The sequence below is a fragment of the Armatimonadia bacterium genome (assembly GCA_039679385.1).
Classification (GTDB): Bacteria; Armatimonadota; Zipacnadia; order Zipacnadales; family JABUFB01; genus JAJFTQ01.
In genome coordinates, this window is record JBDKVB010000066.1 from 18,538 (window position 1) to 34,986 (window position 16,449).

8 protein-coding genes are annotated in these 16,449 nt (G+C 65.4%); 5 read left to right on the forward strand and 3 right to left on the reverse strand.

Annotation, left to right across the window (positions count from 1 at the left end; translation table 11 throughout):
- Window positions 1-33 precede the first annotated feature (33 nt).
- The 4 genes from ABFE16_06465 to ABFE16_06480 all read left to right on the forward strand — a co-directional run bounded on the left by ABFE16_06465 (window position 34) and on the right by ABFE16_06480 (window position 6,924).
- Window positions 34-2,976, forward strand: a complete 2,943-nt coding sequence (locus ABFE16_06465) for a LamG-like jellyroll fold domain-containing protein (GenBank protein MEN6344932.1) — start codon at window positions 34-36, stop codon at window positions 2,974-2,976.
- Window positions 2,977-3,018: 42 nt separating this feature from the next.
- Complete coding sequence (locus ABFE16_06470) at window positions 3,019-4,383, forward strand: PQQ-binding-like beta-propeller repeat protein (protein ID MEN6344933.1); 1,365 nt, start codon at window positions 3,019-3,021, stop codon at window positions 4,381-4,383.
- A gap of 57 nt (window positions 4,384-4,440) precedes the next feature.
- Window positions 4,441-5,979 carry a metallophosphoesterase gene (locus ABFE16_06475; protein MEN6344934.1) on the forward strand — a complete coding sequence of 513 codons (1,539 nt, stop codon included), beginning with the start codon at window positions 4,441-4,443 and terminating at the stop codon, window positions 5,977-5,979.
- A 156-nt stretch (window positions 5,980-6,135) separates the two neighbouring features.
- Window positions 6,136-6,924, forward strand: coding sequence for a class I SAM-dependent methyltransferase (locus ABFE16_06480; protein MEN6344935.1), 789 nt, complete (start codon window positions 6,136-6,138; stop codon window positions 6,922-6,924).
- A gap of 69 nt (window positions 6,925-6,993) precedes the next feature.
- Here the strand turns inward: ABFE16_06480 and ABFE16_06485 are convergent, their stop codons facing one another.
- On the reverse strand, window positions 6,994-9,870 hold the full coding sequence (locus ABFE16_06485; GenBank protein MEN6344936.1) for a hypothetical protein: 2,877 nt from the start codon (window positions 9,868-9,870) through the stop codon (window positions 6,994-6,996).
- Window positions 9,871-9,942: 72 nt separating this feature from the next.
- Window positions 9,943-11,259, reverse strand: a complete 1,317-nt coding sequence (locus ABFE16_06490; protein MEN6344937.1) for a hypothetical protein — start codon at window positions 11,257-11,259, stop codon at window positions 9,943-9,945.
- 241 nt (window positions 11,260-11,500) lie between these two features.
- Here ABFE16_06490 and ABFE16_06495 point away from each other — a divergent pair, with 241 nt between their 5' ends.
- Complete coding sequence (locus tag ABFE16_06495; GenBank protein MEN6344938.1) at window positions 11,501-11,947, forward strand: hypothetical protein; 447 nt, start codon at window positions 11,501-11,503, stop codon at window positions 11,945-11,947.
- 16 nt (window positions 11,948-11,963) lie between these two features.
- Here ABFE16_06495 and ABFE16_06500 read toward each other — a convergent pair whose 3' ends face one another.
- On the reverse strand, window positions 11,964-16,289 hold the full coding sequence (locus ABFE16_06500) for a DUF2339 domain-containing protein (GenBank protein MEN6344939.1): 4,326 nt from the start codon (window positions 16,287-16,289) through the stop codon (window positions 11,964-11,966).
- Window positions 16,290-16,449: the final 160 nt, after the last annotated feature.

Below are 16,449 nucleotides of genomic sequence, written 5' to 3' on the forward strand. Positions count from 1 at the left end.
ACGTCCCTGGGCGGACCACCAAGGAGCATGCGAATGCGTGCTACACAACCTTCTGTCTCAGTCTTCCTGGTCACCCTCCTGCTGCTGTGCGAGGGGCATGTCCTGAGTGCTCCCGCTCCGGTGATGGAGTGGCGTCTCGATGCTACCCAGGTCACAGGCCAGAGCGTGAAGGCCTCCGTCGGCGGTCTCGACGGCACGGCAGCAAAACCTGCACGCTTGTCTCCCTCGCCCGCTTACATGGACTTCGACGGCACGGAGTCTGTACTCGTCAGGCCAAAGGGCGAGGCAGTCAACCTGCCTGCCGAGAAGCTCACGGTCGAGGTCTGGGTGGCTCTTCGCGAGACCTGCGAATGGGGCGGCTTCATCGGCTACTTCCAGGACAACGGGACCTTCGAGAAGGGTTGGGTGCTGGGTAACCGCAGGGGTAGCTTCTCCTTTGGGCTGTCCAGTAAGGGCGCCGACGACGGTAATGGCGCCATGACCTACCTTCTGGCCTCCCAGCCGGTGCCGCTGCGGAAATGGTGTCATGTGGTCGGCACTTACGACGGCTCGTCGCTGCGGATCTATGTGAACGGAGAGCTCTCGACCTCCTCGGAGGCGCAGAAGGGTGACCTCCTCTACGCGCCGGCAGACCTGATGATCGGCGCCTACAAGGACGACGACGAGTTCAACTGCATGGATGGCGCCCTGAACCTGGTGCGCCTCTACGATACCGCGCTGACAGCGGAGGAAGTGCGGGAGCGATACGCGAGCACGCGCCAGGCCTTCGATAGTGCGCCACCACTTGCGGTCGCAAGGCCGGTTTTCGAGCCGATCCTGGTGGATGGTCCCTGGGCAAGCTTCGGCCCGCAGGGCGTGGCGACCCTACACTGGGACACGAAGAAGCCCTGCCCCAGTGTACTGAAGTTCGGCAAGCAGGGAGACGCTCCGAAGGACATCCGCACCGAGGCGCTGACGTGCTCGCACAGTGTGCGGCTGGAAGGTCTGGAGCGGAACACGGCCTATAGCTACTCGATCTGTGTCCCCCTGGGTGACTCTCTAACGGAGACGCCGGCCTACCCGCTGGACACTCAGTTCGACTACTCGCCCTCGCCACTTCCCGCGGGGGCCGAACCGTACCCACCAGGCGCGACCGATGACCTGTTCGCCCGGGCCGCCGAGTTCATCCTGCGCGACAGTGGCATCGACCGGGGCTACTGCCTTGACCTGGGTTGTGGCGACGGGAGACTTGGCTGGGAGATCGCCCGCCGCTCCGGACTGAGGGTGATAGGCGTCTCGACCGATGCCGCAGCCGTGGCTCGTGGACGGGAGGCGCTCCTTGCGGCGGGATGCTACGGTCCGCGGTTGACTCTCCACAAGCTCGATAGCCTCTCGAACCTCCCCTTCGCCGACTATACCTTCAACCTTGTCATATCCAACGAGGCGTTGGCCTCGGGAGCCGTTCCCGGCTCGGCTGCGGAGGTGTTCGCCAGGCTGCGTCCACTCGGTGGGAAAGCCTACGTGGGCGCTCCTGCCGCAAGTGAGACAGCGTTGCAGGCATGGTTGCGTGGGGCTGATGGGGCCGACCGAGCACCGACTCCAGCCGTGGGCACCACACCTCCACCACGCGATCCTGTCAGGCGCTTGCAGGACGGCCCGGGCGGCCGGTGGGCAATCCTTGAGCATCGTGAGGCTCTGCCCGGGGCCGGCGAGTGGACCCACGCCTACGGGAACGCCGCTCAGACCGCCGGCAGTGGAGACTTCCTTGTCTACGGCACCACGGGCGACAACCTGGAAGTCCAGTGGTTCGGCCTGCCGGGACCCAACGCAATGGTGGATCGCTTGGCCCGCAAGCAGGGGCCCTTGTCTACCGCGGGTAGGCTCTTCACGCTCGCCAACGACCGCATCATCGCCCAGGATGCCTACAACGGAACGATCCTCTGGTCGACGGAGATGCCTGGGCTGCTGCGCAACAACCTTCCTCGCAACACGGGCAACGCCTGTGCGGACGATAGGCACCTGTTTGTCGCAATGCGCGACCGGTGCTGGCGCCTCGACACCGCCACCGGTCAGCGCGACTTCAGCTACCCGGTGACCGAGGGCCAAAGCGACGAGGAGATGTTCTGGGGCTACGTGGCGTGCACCGGCGGTGTTCTGGTGGGCAGCGCCGTCAGGAGAGGCAACTTCGAGACCGAGTACAAGGGCCCCAGGTTCTGGTTCGATGGACAGACCGGGCGGGACGTGCTCAATGTCTGTAGCGACAGCCTGTTCGCCTGCGCCATCGATGACGGCACCCGTCTTTGGACCTACTCCGGTGGACTTGTGATCAACTCGACCCTCGCCATGAGCGGGGGCAGACTCTACTTTCTGGAGAGCCGTGCCCCCGAGGCGCTGGAAGCTGTCAGCCGACAGCTCGGAGCCCCCTTGTGGAGCGACGTCCGCCTGGTGGCACTCGACGTGCACACCGGAAAGGTCCTCTGGACACGCCCCTTCGAGCATCCCGAGCAGCCCATCGTGGTCTACTTGCTGTGCGACGCGGAACGGCTTGCCGTGGTGAGCTCCTTTGGGGGCAAGTACCGCCTGCGGACCTTCTCGACCAGCGACGGAGCCGCGGGCTGGCAGGCCGAGGACCCCTGGCGCACCAACAACCACGGGCACCACATACAGCACCCGGTGCTCACGATGGGACGGCTATTCCTGGAGCCCCACGTCTACGACTGGGAGACGGGCAGCAAGCTCGACCTCACCTTCCCCGGCAGGTCGAAGTGCGGGACGATCACGGCGGCCGCCACCTTGCTGCACTACCGGGACCTCAGCGACGAGGTGTGGAACCTGACCACGAACACCCAGAGCGAGTTCAACCTGCTGCGGTCTGGGTGCTGGATCGGGATGATCTCCGGCAACGGTCTGCTCATGTCTCCCGAGTCCGCCGGCGGCTGCACTTGCCGCTGGCCAGTCTACACGTCGCTGACCTACCGCACGAAGAACGACTACTGAGCCCGCCCTCGGGAGCAAGATCCTGTGAGAAGAGAATCGCGGATGACAGGGAACCTACCTGGTCGCGCCCGGCCTCTGGTCTGGGGCACCCTTGTGCTTTTCTCGGCTGCCCTGGGTTGGGCCGAGGACTGGCCGACCTACAACCACGATGCCCGGCGTAGCGGCACGACGGCCGAACGCCTCAGCGTGGCCTCGCTTGGGCTGCGCTGGACGTATGAGTCCAGCGTCCCGATTCAGCCTGCCTGGCCTGGGCCGGCCCCGAGGGACTTCTACAACTCACCCACTGTGAACAACGCGGACCGACTGGACCTCGATGCTGTGTTCCAGGTTGCAGCGGTGGGCGACTGTGTGCTATTCGGCTCGCCCTCGGAGGATACTCTCTGGTGCCTCGATGCGAAGACCGGTCGCCCGAGATGGCACTTCGTGGCCGATGGACCGGTGCGGTTCGCCCCGCACGTCGTCGACGGCAGAGTCTACTTCGGCGCCGACGACGGAGTGGTGTACTGCCTGGCCCTGTCGGACGGTGCGTTGCTGTGGCAGACGCCCATCGCGCCCAGCGCTCACAAGGTGCCCAGCGATGGTAAGCTGGTCTCTCTCTGGCCCAACCGAAGCGGCGTCGTGGTCCGGGATGGCGTCGTCTACTGCGCTGCCGGTGTCTTCCCTGCGGAGGGCGTCTATGTCTGCGCTCTGGACGCCCGCCTGGGCTCTGATACCGGCCCGGGGCTCTATCGTGAGCGGTTCATCGACATGTCACTGCAGGGCTACGTGCTGGCCTCGCCCGAGCGAGTCTACTTCCCCGGTGGCCGCTCGGGACCCTGGGTCTTCACTCGCCTTTCGGGGGAACGCAAGGGTCAGTTGGGTGGCGGCGGCGGCACCTATGCCGTGGTCTCTGAGGACGACTCCCTGATCTACGGGCCGGGCAAGACCTCGGCAACGCTTGAGGAGTTCCGCGGGTCTACGCGCGACAACCTTGCTGCCTTCCCCGGCGGTCGTCATATCGTGGTGACACGCGACTGCAGCTACGTCGCCACCAGCGCTGAGCTGATCTGCATCGACCGGACGCGCTACCTGCAGATCGGAGCCGAGATCGCCGCACTCGATGCTGAGCGCAGCAAACAGAAGCGCGGCACCGCCGAGTACGACGCCCTCACACAGAAGATCGCCAGGGTCGCCGAAGGGCGAGAGGCCTGCTACCGGTGGCGAGTGCCTACGGACTGCTCCGACTGCCTGATCCTGGCCGGTACGAACCTGTTCGCCGGAGGAGTTGGCAAGGTCGCCGCCTTCTCGACCGAGGACGGTGCCCAGCTGTGGCAGGCTCCCGTCGAGGGCGTCGTGAAGGGCCTCGCAGTCGCGAACGGACGCCTGTTCGCGAGCACTGACAAGTCACGCATCTACTGCTTCCAGTAGCATCTCTCGATCTGCGGTCAGCCCTCCCCTGAACACGCGAAGGACGACAGTGACAGCATGCCTTTCACGATGGCCGTCATGGCCGACAACCACTTGCCCTCAGTCTCAGGTACGGCTCAGGAAGCCTGTCTGGACTGGGCACTGGAAGCGCTAAGGACTCGCCGGCCTGACCTCCTTGTTGTGGCCGGCGACGTCACGGCAGCCGGTTCACCCGAGGCCGCCACCACCTTCCGGAGCAAGCTGGACCGAAGCGGCCTATCATATCTCATCACACCGGGTAACTCCGACCTGCGCAACCCGCCGCAACGAAGCACGGTCCTGGCTGCCCTGGAGACAGCCTCCGTGCTGGATCACCGGGAGTGCCGGGTAGTGCTGGTGGATACCGCCGAGGGCGGGGTGACGCCCGAGGCCCGTCTTGCCCTCACGCAAGCCGACCACGGCCTTGGCGACAGGGCGCTTGTGGTGGTGACCCACTGCCCGCCGGAGTCGCTGGTGCCTGAGAGCAGACAGTGGTTTGAGGCCTGGGCGCAGCAGGTGCGTCCGTCACTGGTCCTTGCAGCCCACACGCACCGTGACCGGCAATGCCACTGGGCCGGGACGACGCTGCATGTTGTGCGAGGGGTAGATCCCGACAAGGCGATCGGCGGACCGCCGGCCCTTGTGATGTTCGAGCTGCAGGAGGGTGCCTGGCGCCGGAGTGACCTGTGCTTCCCCGACGGGACCGCGGACGGTTGGTCATCTGCCGAGAGTGAGGACTTCGGCGCGATGCTGGGCCTGGCCTGTTCGCGAGATGTCTGCGGCGGCCTGCTGCGGGCGGCTGCGGAGAAGGTGCCCTGTATGGAGCTGCGCGCGAAGGCTGCGGCGGCTGAGCTTGAGGGCCTTTGTGATGCTCTGGAGGCATGGCGTGCGTCCGATGGCCGTTACCTCTCCTGGCACATGCCTGATGTGCCGTGGACAGAGGACGGGGCTCCGTCCGACGAGTTGGCGACCTGGCGAGACCTGCTGCGCCTTGGTCTCGAGAGAGGCCTTCAGGCCCTGACGGTTCACGTGCCACGCGCACCGGTGAGGCTCATGCAACCTGATTCACCGACGTGGCGCAGCCTGGGCGACCTCTACTGCCGTCTGCTCGAACCGGCGGTTGCCCGTGGGGTGCTTGTGCACGTCGAGAACATGCACATGACCGCCAGGGACGCGCCCGACGATTCCCGTCGCTACGGGTACCTCCCTGAGGAGTGTCTCGCTTGGGTCGATGAGCTGCGGTCACAGTTGGGGAGGGAGACGGTCCGGATGCTGCTTGACCTGGGCCACGCGCGCAACAACGACCCCTTCGCGAGCGAGTTCACACTCGGAGCCTGGTACGCCCTTGTCGGGCAACACACGGGCGGGTACCACCTGCACCAGGTGGTGTCGAGCGACGGGGGAATGAAGAACCATCAGCCGGTGACGGACCTCCATGGCCCCCTGGTCTCCTTCAGTTCCTTCCTCTGGGCCTGGCACGCGGGGCAACTGAACCACGCCCCCGTGTTCATTGAGGTCCCCGACGCGGAGGGGCAGAGGGTCAGCCTGCAGACCTTCCGGCGGATGCTGAAGCTCTGACCAGGGCGCATGCCCTGGAGGGCTCCGGGGCACGGTTGCGCAAGACGCCTCGTCACACTGGAGAAAACGCGGCAGGAGCTCTCGGCCTTGCGGAAGCGAAGGGAGTCTGCGTCCCCCGGGCTCGGCAACCCAAGGTGCGTCAGGGGGATCCGCCCGATGACCGATCAGCTCGGCACAATGCTCACGCGCTGCAGGACCTACACTAACCTCGACGATCTCGAGGCCCGTGATACCCTCTTCGCCACGGGCGAGCGGTACGATGCCCTGGTCCGTCTCCTCCGCTTCGGTGTCGACCAACTCCAGGAGGTTCTGGCGGTCGGTCGCTATGAGTACGTGGCGGAGCACGTGGTGGGGAAGAAGGTCGTTGACTGCGCGAGTGGGGCAGGCTATGGGGCGTCGATCCTTGCTCAACGCGGCGCTGAGAGCGTGCTTGGGATCGACCTCGACCCAGCTACAGTGGGCTACGCGCAGAAGCACTACGGGAGGTCGGGGACGCTGCGCTTTGTGCAGGGCGATGCCCTGGCGCTTGGCAGCCTCCTCGTCGAGCCGCCCGACTGTGTGGTGTCCTTTGAGACGCTTGAGCACCTCCCCGAGGCTGGGAGCTTCCTGGATGGGGTCCGTGAGGTCCTGATGCCGAGGCGCGGGACGCTATTCCTCTCGTGCCCCATCGCCAGCGCAATGGACGGCGACAATCCCTACCACCTGCACGACTTCACCCCCGAGGCTTTCGCTTCACTGGTCCACGAGCGCTTCGCCGAGGTGACCCTCATCACCCAGTTCTACGGACTGCGGCCCGGTCTGCGGAAGGTTGGGCGTCTGTCGCGGGTCCTGCGGAACGCATGGATGGGACCGCATGCGGGGATGTTCCCGGCAGACGAGGTCGCTTGGGCTCGCAGGACGCTCTGTCATCCCTTCATCCAGATCGCGATCGCCCGGAACCCCTGAAAACTGCCTCCGAAGCGACCGCCCTGCTGCCGAATACCCCAGACGTGCCGTGTGTCTGCGACACCGTTGCTAGTCTTCAGCCACAGTCACCTTGTCGGCCTTCAGCAGGACCTCCTGACGTTGCCCGCCCTTCGGGTAGCGCAGGACGGCCAGAGCACCCGTCAGGGCGAACCGCCGGTGGGTCTGTGTGTCCTCGAACGCCGTTGTGCTGTTCGGGTCCAGCGCACTGAGCACGTAGTCGACGCCGCCGCCATGCTCGATGCAGAGCCCGACCGCGCCGGTCGACGAGGACGATAGCGCATGCAGAGCCGTGATGGGATCCGTACCGTCGCGGGAGAAGCCGATCGCGGCGACGAAGGCATCAGGCCGCTCCCGGTAGGCTTCAGCATCCCGTCGAGCGCACAGCAGGTTCACGCGAGCCTCCACATCGCGTGCGCCGATGTACCGCTGACCGGGCGCCGTGCCTGCGAAGACCTGTGTGCCGGGCGCGCCGAGCAGGTGGGCGAAGGTCGCTCCCTCAAGGTCAACCTCCGGAGGGATAGTGCGCCAGTCGGTCAGGTGACTCCAGGTGGCGGTGAAGTCTCGGTCCGTGGCACCGCTTCGCAGATCGCGAATCGCCTTGGCGCCGGTCCCCGTTCGGTAGCTGAAGTGGCTGAGGTCATAGAGCGTGGTCGCCGGCTCAGCGGCAGACAGGTCCAGGCCGGAGAAAGCGAGGGTGTCACCAAGGCTGTGCAGGTAGTACTCGTGAGTAGTGCCGCCCTGGAGCCGAAAGATGTCCACGACGTAGGGCCACGCCGGTTGTGCCCCGAGGGGTGAGAGCAGTACCACCGTGCGTCGGTAGAGCGCCTTCTGATCCGCCGGCAGACCCTCCTGCAGCTTCGCCTTGTCCTCCTCGGCCACTTCCACCGCCTTGGCGGTCGGCGTGTCGGCGAAGAACCTCTTCGCCCCGCGCCAGTTGATGCACGGGGTGAGGTTGCCGTTGGCGGTGCGGACCAGCGCTGTGTTGTGGGACTCGGCGCAGTCCATCCAGTCCTGCGTCGGGGTGACGTTGTTGAGGTACCCCTGGTCATAGAGCATCTCGTGGCCGACCGAGTAGACCAGCAGGTTGAAGGGCCCTGAGTGCGAGTGCCCCGTCGCCTTCGACCAGTCCACCGAGAGGAAGGTCGCGTCCGGCCCGCTGCCGGAGCGCACGACCGCCAGACCGTTGGCCTCCAAGACATAGCTGGGCAGCTCCGCCTTCTCCTTCAGCTTCAGCCGGAAGGCGCCTGCCTCGTCCTTGCTGACATCCAGCCAGGGCAGGAACTGCTCAGGGACCTTGCCGGCGCGTGTCGCGACTCGTGACATGAAGTCAAGAGACGGCTTCTCCGTGACCCAGGAGTCGCACCAGGGCGCGCACCTGCCGTCGGGCAAGATGCTCAGGAGCGGGCTGAAGGCCGCTGCCATCAGCGCCGGGTCGAGATAGGGTCGCAGGCACCTATCGGTGGGGCTCCAGAAGGCATCCTCCGGCCCGAAACCCTCCTGCAGCCCGTCAATAAGCGCCAGCGGCGCCGCCAGGTTATTCAGAGCCACCTGCGTGTAGTGTGGCGAGGTCTCGTAGCCGAGGCCGTCCGTGGTGAAATAGCTGCGCAGGTAGCGATGCACAGAGGTGACCGCGGTGCGCAGTATCTCCGGATCCCTCAACATCAAGCCGACATTGAGAGCCCCAAAGGCGGCGCCACCGGCCAGGTTGCCCTGCAGGTTGACGTTGTAGGGATCCAGCCCCTCCTCCACGACCCCCGGCTTGACCTCTTGTGCCAGCGCGCCGAGACGCTGCCCATCCTCCGGGGCCGAGACCAGCAGACGCTCCACCATCTGATCGAGTTTCAGTTCACGCTCGCGGGGCGTGAAGCTGTCCTGAATCTTGGCGTAGGACTCGAGCCACGCCAGCGCCCATTGCGACGCCGAGCCGGGGTAGATGGTGAGTGCGTTGTTCCACCAGCTCACCGCCAGGTGGCCCAGGGGGTGTTCGCGATCACCTGCGGAATGGTCGCTGATGTTGTCCTTCTTCTCATAGCCCGGGAAAGAGCGCAGGGGCAGCGGCGTGCCGCCCGAATCGCGAGCGAGAGCCTGTGCGGCCTCAGCCATCGACGCGTCACTCAGCCCCAGCACCTCACGCAGGTAAGGATCGCCCAGGATGGACCGCGACATCATGACCATGAGGAGCTTGGCCTTGTGGGCGAACAGCGGGGCGTCTTGGCCCTCGGGACTGCCCTCCGGATACAGGCGCGAGGCGAACAGGTAGCCCTGGCAAAGCGAATCCAGGATACCGTGCCGCCAGTTCATCTCAAAGAGAATCCGCCACTGGCAGTAACCCAGAAAGAAGTAGGCGAAGCTGTCGATGTGACCGTGGGTGTGCTTGTCCCAGCGTTCCCAGGGGATGCTGTACTTCTTCGACCAGGCCTCGTCATGTGTCTGGCGCCAGACCTCGTCGGTGGGACGGCACCCATGGCCGTCGTCCGGGTAGAGGTCGTTCGGGTAGTAGGCAGGCTTGCGTCCTTCCTGCTCACACAGCGGACACGTCAGCCGCCAGGGCTGATCGGGATCCCAGTTGAAGGGGACCCAGCCGGACATCTGCGGGTGATAGGGACAGCAGATAGTGGAGCTGCCGAAGGGCGATTCCGGGCGGAACAGCCCTTCGTAGTAGGCATCCGGACGCTGAGCCCAGGCCCGCGCTTGTCGCAGCGTGTTCTCGACCCAGGCACGCGTCTTCGCGTCGCCGCGCCTGAAGGACTCCTCGACCTCCTGCCACAGTCGCGGGTTACCCTGAGCGTCGAAGAGGGCGGCAACCTGCAGTGACGGTGGCAGGTTCACTTTGCGCTTCGGACCATCCGCTCCATACGCGCACAGGCAGGAGGCACAAAGCAGTAGCCCCACAAGGCACACACCTGCCGGGAGAGAGGTTCGCATCCAGACGCCTCCTGTGATCGCTCTGAGCCCACACCGACGCCGCGTTGGCCTGTCGCTGAGTCGGGCAGTCGCTTAGCCTTCAGCGGTCGACTTAGCTTCGTCGCGAAGGCTACCCAGAACCGTGTGCACGGCCTCGACCAGGACGTCTTCGGCGTCCGCGGTATAGACGGCCGGGATCTCGAGGAACTTGCACCAGTCGTACCGGGGCCTCGACCCGTCCACCACCACACTTCGCCGCGCCGGTAGGTACCCGGCATACCCATTCGCATAGCCGAGGAGACCTAGCCCGGGGTAGAAGCGCGCGAGTTCGTTCCTGAGCCGCAGTCCGATCTCCGCGAAGGCCTCCACCGGAACCGCCACCAGGGTGGCGACATCGCCCAGGCGCAGCGCCTGTACCTCTGCGCTGAAGGAACGCGGCAGTGTGCCGGCGTCCAGCTTCTCGAGCATCGCATGACCCCAGCGCGTGCCGAACTGTGGGTAGTGCGGCTTCTCGATCTCTCGCAGCAACTCTTCGCGGCTCGGGGGCTCACCGACCGGTAGCTCGCACCACACCGATGCTACCTGCAGCTCCTCGACCGGACGCGGTCGCGCACGCTCCATCGCAGCCTCGGCCTCTCGGCCAAGCTCATAGCCGTAGCGCCTGGCGTCCTCCAGGTCTCCGTAGGCGAACTGTCGCCCCTCCTCATCGACGAAGGCGATCTTGAGGTCGCCGGAGGCGCCGTTGGTGAACACCGCGCTCAGTCCCGGGTAGCGCTCCTCCAGGTAGTCGCGTAGGAAACCGGGGAAGTCGGCGCTGTAGCGTATGGCCTTCCCGAAACTCATGACCGAGGCATGAGCCGCGAAGTTGACCATCGCCGCACGCGGTGTGCCCTCGGGAGAAGTCACCTTCAGCACAGTGACCGAGTTGTCTGTGGGTGCGTCCCAGGCTACGCCCCAGTAGGCTCCGGTTGGTGTCTCGACCCAGCGGTTGACGGCGAGGCCGCAGATGCCCTTCCCGACGGCCACGTGGGACGGCTGGCGCGCCTCCCAGGCCATCGCCACAGCCTCAGCAATCTGCTCGGCCACCCAGTCCAGGTAAGCGACGTCGAGGTCCTTGGTCAGCCATTCGCTTGTCGACGGGCCGCTGTGTGTGTGGGAGGCGCAGAGCATGACCTGTGCTGCGGGAATACCTGTGCGCTCCTCGACCAGGCTGCGCACCTGCTCCACGGTCTCCCTGGTCAGCAGGACGAGGTCATAACCAACCAGCGCCGCAGCCTTGCCCTGACACTCGAAGGCGAGGGCCTTGGCAAGCAGAGGACTACCCGGCCCCTGCGCGGGAGGAATCTTCGCCTCCCCCTGACGCGGGGTGAGGTCTGCGACGCCGGAACCAACCAACAGGCTCGTCTGCATCCCTTGCTTCCCTCCATGCTGTGCTGTCTGAACCGGCGTCAGGCTGTCTCGCGCCACCGATCACGCGACGACCTCCTTCCGACAACGGTGGGAGGTCTTGGACAGGCGCAACCCGGAGTCCTTCCTGGGGGAGGTCGCGTCCCAGATTCCTCACGCGGAGGGAGATTGGTCTGGTACGCGGAAGAGATGGGGGGAAAGACGCTATCGGGACAGTGGCCCGCAACCCAGGGAGGTACAGGCCATGAGACTGAGCTTCGAGCACCGCAGTCATCCGCACATCGAGGAACGCAAACAGGTCGGGCCGGCGAAAACGCGCGACACCTACGTCGGCCTCAACGGCCGGATCGCCCTGGTCCTCACCACAGCCGTCGGCACCATGTGGTGTGCCTATGTCTTCGCCTTGCTTGCCCTGGCGGTTGTCCCCCAGGCACTCAAGGGTGGCCTCCTCACCTTTGTGCAGTGGGTGAGCCAGACCTTCATCCAGCTCGTAATGCTGTCGGTGATCATGGTCGGCCAGAGGATCCTGGGGCGAACCGCGGACAAGCGAGCCGAGATGACGTACAAGGACGCCGAAGCCACCTTCCACGAGGCCCAGCAGATCCAGACCCACCTCAAGCTCCAGGACGACGCGATCAACACGGTCCTCGAGCGCCTGGAGAGGCTGGAGGCCGGTCTGACAAAGCCCTGACCTGCGTGGGAACAGCTCACCTATCCTGCTCGCGCACAAGTCGCTGATACGCGAAGCCAACGGCGATCAGTACGATGCCCACGCAGAGCAGCGTGAGGATGCGGTAGAAGATGTCCACCTCGCGCAGGTCGAGGAAGGAGACCTTCAGCACCGTGACCCCCAGGAGGGCCATTGCTATCCATCGCAAGGGTGGGTTGTCACGGATCAGGCCGACCGTGGCGAGTATTGCGCCATAGGCCGCCCACACCATTGAGAGGGCATACTGCTGGGCGTCCCGACCTCCGTGCAGGCCCCAATCGGCGAAGTACCAGGCTTCGGTGGTCAGAACCCACAGCAGCAGCAGCGCCCCCGCGTAGGGCAGTACACCGGCCAGCGATTCCTCGTCACCGACGTAGGTGCTCGTGCGCCGGTACCAGTGCGACAGCACAAACAGCATCCCCGCGACAAGCAGCAGGGGCAGTGCGTGGAAGTTGGCCAGGGGCACGTAGTTCCTCGCATTCAAGCCTGGATCGACCACCAGAACCTTCACGGCCACGAGAACGAGGACCGTCAGGCCGACGCCCCGCAGGGGATAGTTGTCCTGTTTCATCCCCATCAGCAGCATCATGCAGGCGAAGATCAGCCACACCATCGACAGGCACATCTGTTGCCCGGCCAAGCCCTCCTCGGTTCGCCATCCCAGGTACATCCAGCCCTCTGAGCTTGCCACCCACAAAAGCAGACCCGCGGCGGCGATCGCCATGCATGCTCGCTGGACGTCCACAGCAGGGCTCTTCTCCTGATTGCGACCTTCCCACACGTAGGCCGCGAGCAGTACCAGTGCCACAATCAGAAGCGGGGCAGCATGAGGGTTCACGAGAGGAAGGTAGGTCGCCGCAACCAGGGGCGGATCGAGCCCAAAGACCTTGAGCGCCGTTGCCGCGAACAGCCCGAAGGCCGTGCACCGAAGCACCGGCTCCTTCTGCCACATCCCTATCAGCAGGAGCGCGAGGCCGAAGGCAAGCCACACTCCGGAGAGCGCAGCGTGCTGCGTGACAAGGTCGTAGCCGAGCGACCAGCCTGTGAAGAGCCAGGCCTCCACGCTGAAGACCCACAGCAGCAGGCCCACACCCACGATGAGCAACCCCGTTGCAGCCTGCTTCTCGATCTCCTCTGTCTCCTCTGATCTCCGGTACCAGACCGAGGCCGCAAAGGCGATCAGCGCAATCACCAGCAGCGGGGCGGCGTGCGCATTCACTATCGGAAGGTATGTGTCCGTCGATAGCGGCGGCTCTCCCGCGAGGATCTTCAGAACCGTGACGCCCAGCAGCCCAAGGGCCGCCCACCGGCACACCCTGTTGTGACCTGCGATCCCTACCGCCATCAGCGCCACGGAGAACGCGACCCACACACCGGACAAAGCGAAGTGCTGCACCGGCAGTCCGTAACCGAGCCACCAGCCGACGAACAGCCACGTCTCAGAACTGACAATCCACAGCAGCAGGCCGGTCGCTGAAGCGACCACGCCCATGCCAAGATTGCACTCGGCCACGTCCTTCCGCTTGACCACCAGGTACCACGCGCCCAGCCCATACAACAGCGCCGTGATCAAGAGCAGCGGCGCCACCCGGTGGTGAACCAGGGGCACATAGCTGTTCGCCGTCACAAGCGGGTCTACGCACAGGACCTTGAGCACGGTGACCCCGAGCACCACCAGGGCCAGGTAGCGGAAGGCCGGCGCATCCCGCACCATGCCGATCCCCATGAAGACCGCGCCGAAGGTGATCCAGACTCCCGAGAGCGCGAAATGCTGGGCCCACGTGTCCAGACCGAGTTGCCACCCAACGAGGGACCATATCTCGGCGCTGGACACCCAGAAGAGAAGTATGGTGGCTAGCGTTGCAAGGCCCTCGACGTTCTTTGTCTCAGTCGCGTCGAGGCGGTCTCGGATGCCCGCATAGAGGTAGGCGCACAGATACAGGGCTGCGGCGACGGTCAGCATCGACAGACCGCGGCTGTTCACGAGCCACTGGTAGCCCTCGCGTGTGATCTGGCTATCGACGAGTATGGTCCTCATCACGGGCAGCATGAGCACGATCAGCCCCGCATCCCGCAGGGCCTTGGAGCGGAACTGGCAACCCAGCGCGACCACCACTACAACCTCGGCAGCCCAGAGGATGGTCATGCGATAGCCGTCCACGAGCAGCGGCATCGCCCCAGTCAGGAAGAGAACAGCCAGGCCCACGTGAACGGGCCCGAAACACTTCTGCTCGGGTCGCCGCAGGACGCCCGTCACACCGACGAAGGCGTACAGGGCTGTGAGCACCAGTGCAAGCGGTCCGGCGCCCTGGACAGGCACCAGGTCATGACACCCCATCAGGAAGAAGACAGCGGCGTTGGCACAGGCGAAGGCTGCATCGGTCTCGCGGGCGATCACGCCATGCACTCCGTGTCGTAGCCAGGCGGCGCCGACGAAGGCAAGAAGGAAGAGCGAGGTGAAGCGCAGGTTCGTCAGGTCTGCTCCCCAGCGGTCTCCCCCAAGACGCCAGAGGAGATAGACCACCCAGGTACATCCCAGCACCGCCCACTCAAGGCCATGCCATGCTCGGCGTTCTATGGCGGCCAGACAACCCAGTGCGGCCACAACGAGATAACCGGGCACGACAAGCTGCAGGGCAGGCTCCTCAACCATCCCCGACAGCACGAGGCCCACGTACACCCCCAGCACGGAGATGACGCCGAGGACAAGGGTGTCGGAGTAGACACTTGCCAGGAGCGCACCGGCGCCAACCAGGACCAGGTAGACCAGGGGGAGAGGGACGACCAGTCCGGGAACTCTCGCGGCCGCTACCAGACCGGTGGCCAGGAAGGCAGCGGAGATCCCCACTGCCGAGAAGTACCTCCAGGGAGAGAGCACTGTGATGACCAGCACGGCGCCCGCGAGGAGTGTGAGAAAGGCGAAGACGGCACCGCCGGAGACCGCACCCGACGGCGAGATGTACACAAGCGTATAGATGGCCGCATAGGCCGTGCCCACTGCCGACAGTGCCAGAGGTTCCGCGTCAGTGCCACGACCCGCCGACACCGCAAGCGTCCCAGACACGCACATGGCGGCGTACAGCAGCATCCAGTTCCCAGTGCCCACGAGGCCGGACCTGGCAATCACCGGCAAGAGCAGCAGGAAGCCGGCGAAGGAGCCGAGTGCCCCAAGCCACCTCATCGCTCGCCAGTCCTGCGTGTGCCCCAGCCACAGAGCGCACCCCGAGAGCGCAAGCAGGTACATGTAGGGGACGAAGGGCGAGCCGCTGGCGCCGGTCATGAGCACGACGCCGGTCACGAGGTATCCGGCGATTGCTCCCACGGCGCCGAAGTTCTCTCCCTCGCGGCCCTGGCGGCTGACCGATACCCACAGTATGCCGGCGGTCACGAGCATCAGGTACGTCAAGGTCCATGCCAGGGCACCGCCACTTACGCGGAAGATGTAGACGCCGCTGCTGTAGGCACCCAGAAGGGCCATCCCGGTGAAGGTCGGCCACGGGTATCTCTGGGCCACGACGAACACAGCAACGCTGAGCAAGGACAGGTAGGCGAAGAGCGGTCCAGGGCCGCCGGATTCTGCACTGCCACCGCCTCCGCCACCCAGGAGCAGCGGCACAAGGTAGCCCGTGACCCACGCGAAGGTCGCCACCGTCTCGGACTCGTGCCGAATCGCCTGCGCAGCGGCAAGGAGCGTCACGACCGCCATCAAGGGGAAGGTTGTCGCCGAACCGAGCAAGCCATAGAGGTGTTGCCCCGCCCACAGCGTCAGATAGAGCATCGCCGCTCCACCGCCGGTCAGAGCCTGACTCTGGATGACGTAGCCCTTGTGGTGCGCGTACTCACCACCGGCCAGGATCGCCAGGCCTGCGACCATGCCCACGGCGACCAGCATCTGCTCGGTGATCCATCCCTGGCTGTACGCATGCTTCAGGAGATAGGCGACCGCAAGCAGGACTGCGATCATGCCGATGCGGGTGAGCCACATCGTGCCGATCACGGTCTCGAGGTCGCGACGAGGGCGCAAGGGTGCCGGCGGTGCCGCTGAAGGTGGTGACTGTGGCGGCGATGGGGGCGAACCGGCGGCGTTGCCCGCTAAGGAGGCCGGTGTGATGGAAGGCTCGGTCGGCGGAGGCGGGCCTTCCGTGTAGTCTAGCGCCTCCCACGACACGGCCAGTGGGAGGGCCAGACTGTGGGATAGGGTCTGGACGGTCGTCTTGGTCCAGCCGTGCGCCAGGAGCGCGCGGGCGATCTCGAAGTCGCGAAGGCCCCTCTGACGCGCCTTACGAACGAACTCACGCCCCTGCGAGAGATTGCCAAGATCCATGCCGTGCCACCCCCTCAGTCCAAGTGCGAACCCCGCACACATGCCGACGGCAGTACCCTTCTCGCAGACGCCTGGACGACGTCACCTGCCCTTCACTATCTTGGCGGTCGATGGGTCGACTCCTGCTTCCTGCACAGGGCAACGCTCACGGCCTGGTTGG

What these genes read in the sequence shown, in the direction of transcription:
- ABFE16_06465 (MEN6344932.1), top strand. Translation starts at nt 34, where the DNA reads ATGCGTGCTACACAACCTTCTGTCTCAGTCTTCCTGGTCACCCTCCTG.
- ABFE16_06470 (MEN6344933.1), top strand. Translation starts at nt 3,019, where the DNA reads ATGACAGGGAACCTACCTGGTCGCGCCCGGCCTCTGGTCTGGGGCACC.
- ABFE16_06475 (MEN6344934.1), top strand. Translation starts at nt 4,441, where the DNA reads ATGCCTTTCACGATGGCCGTCATGGCCGACAACCACTTGCCCTCAGTC.
- ABFE16_06480 (MEN6344935.1), top strand. Translation starts at nt 6,136, where the DNA reads ATGACCGATCAGCTCGGCACAATGCTCACGCGCTGCAGGACCTACACT.
- ABFE16_06485 (MEN6344936.1), bottom strand. Translation starts at nt 9,870, where the DNA reads ATGCGAACCTCTCTCCCGGCAGGTGTGTGCCTTGTGGGGCTACTGCTT.
- ABFE16_06490 (MEN6344937.1), bottom strand. Translation starts at nt 11,259, where the DNA reads ATGCAGACGAGCCTGTTGGTTGGTTCCGGCGTCGCAGACCTCACCCCG.
- ABFE16_06495 (MEN6344938.1), top strand. Translation starts at nt 11,501, where the DNA reads ATGAGACTGAGCTTCGAGCACCGCAGTCATCCGCACATCGAGGAACGC.
- ABFE16_06500 (MEN6344939.1), bottom strand. Translation starts at nt 16,289, where the DNA reads ATGGATCTTGGCAATCTCTCGCAGGGGCGTGAGTTCGTTCGTAAGGCG.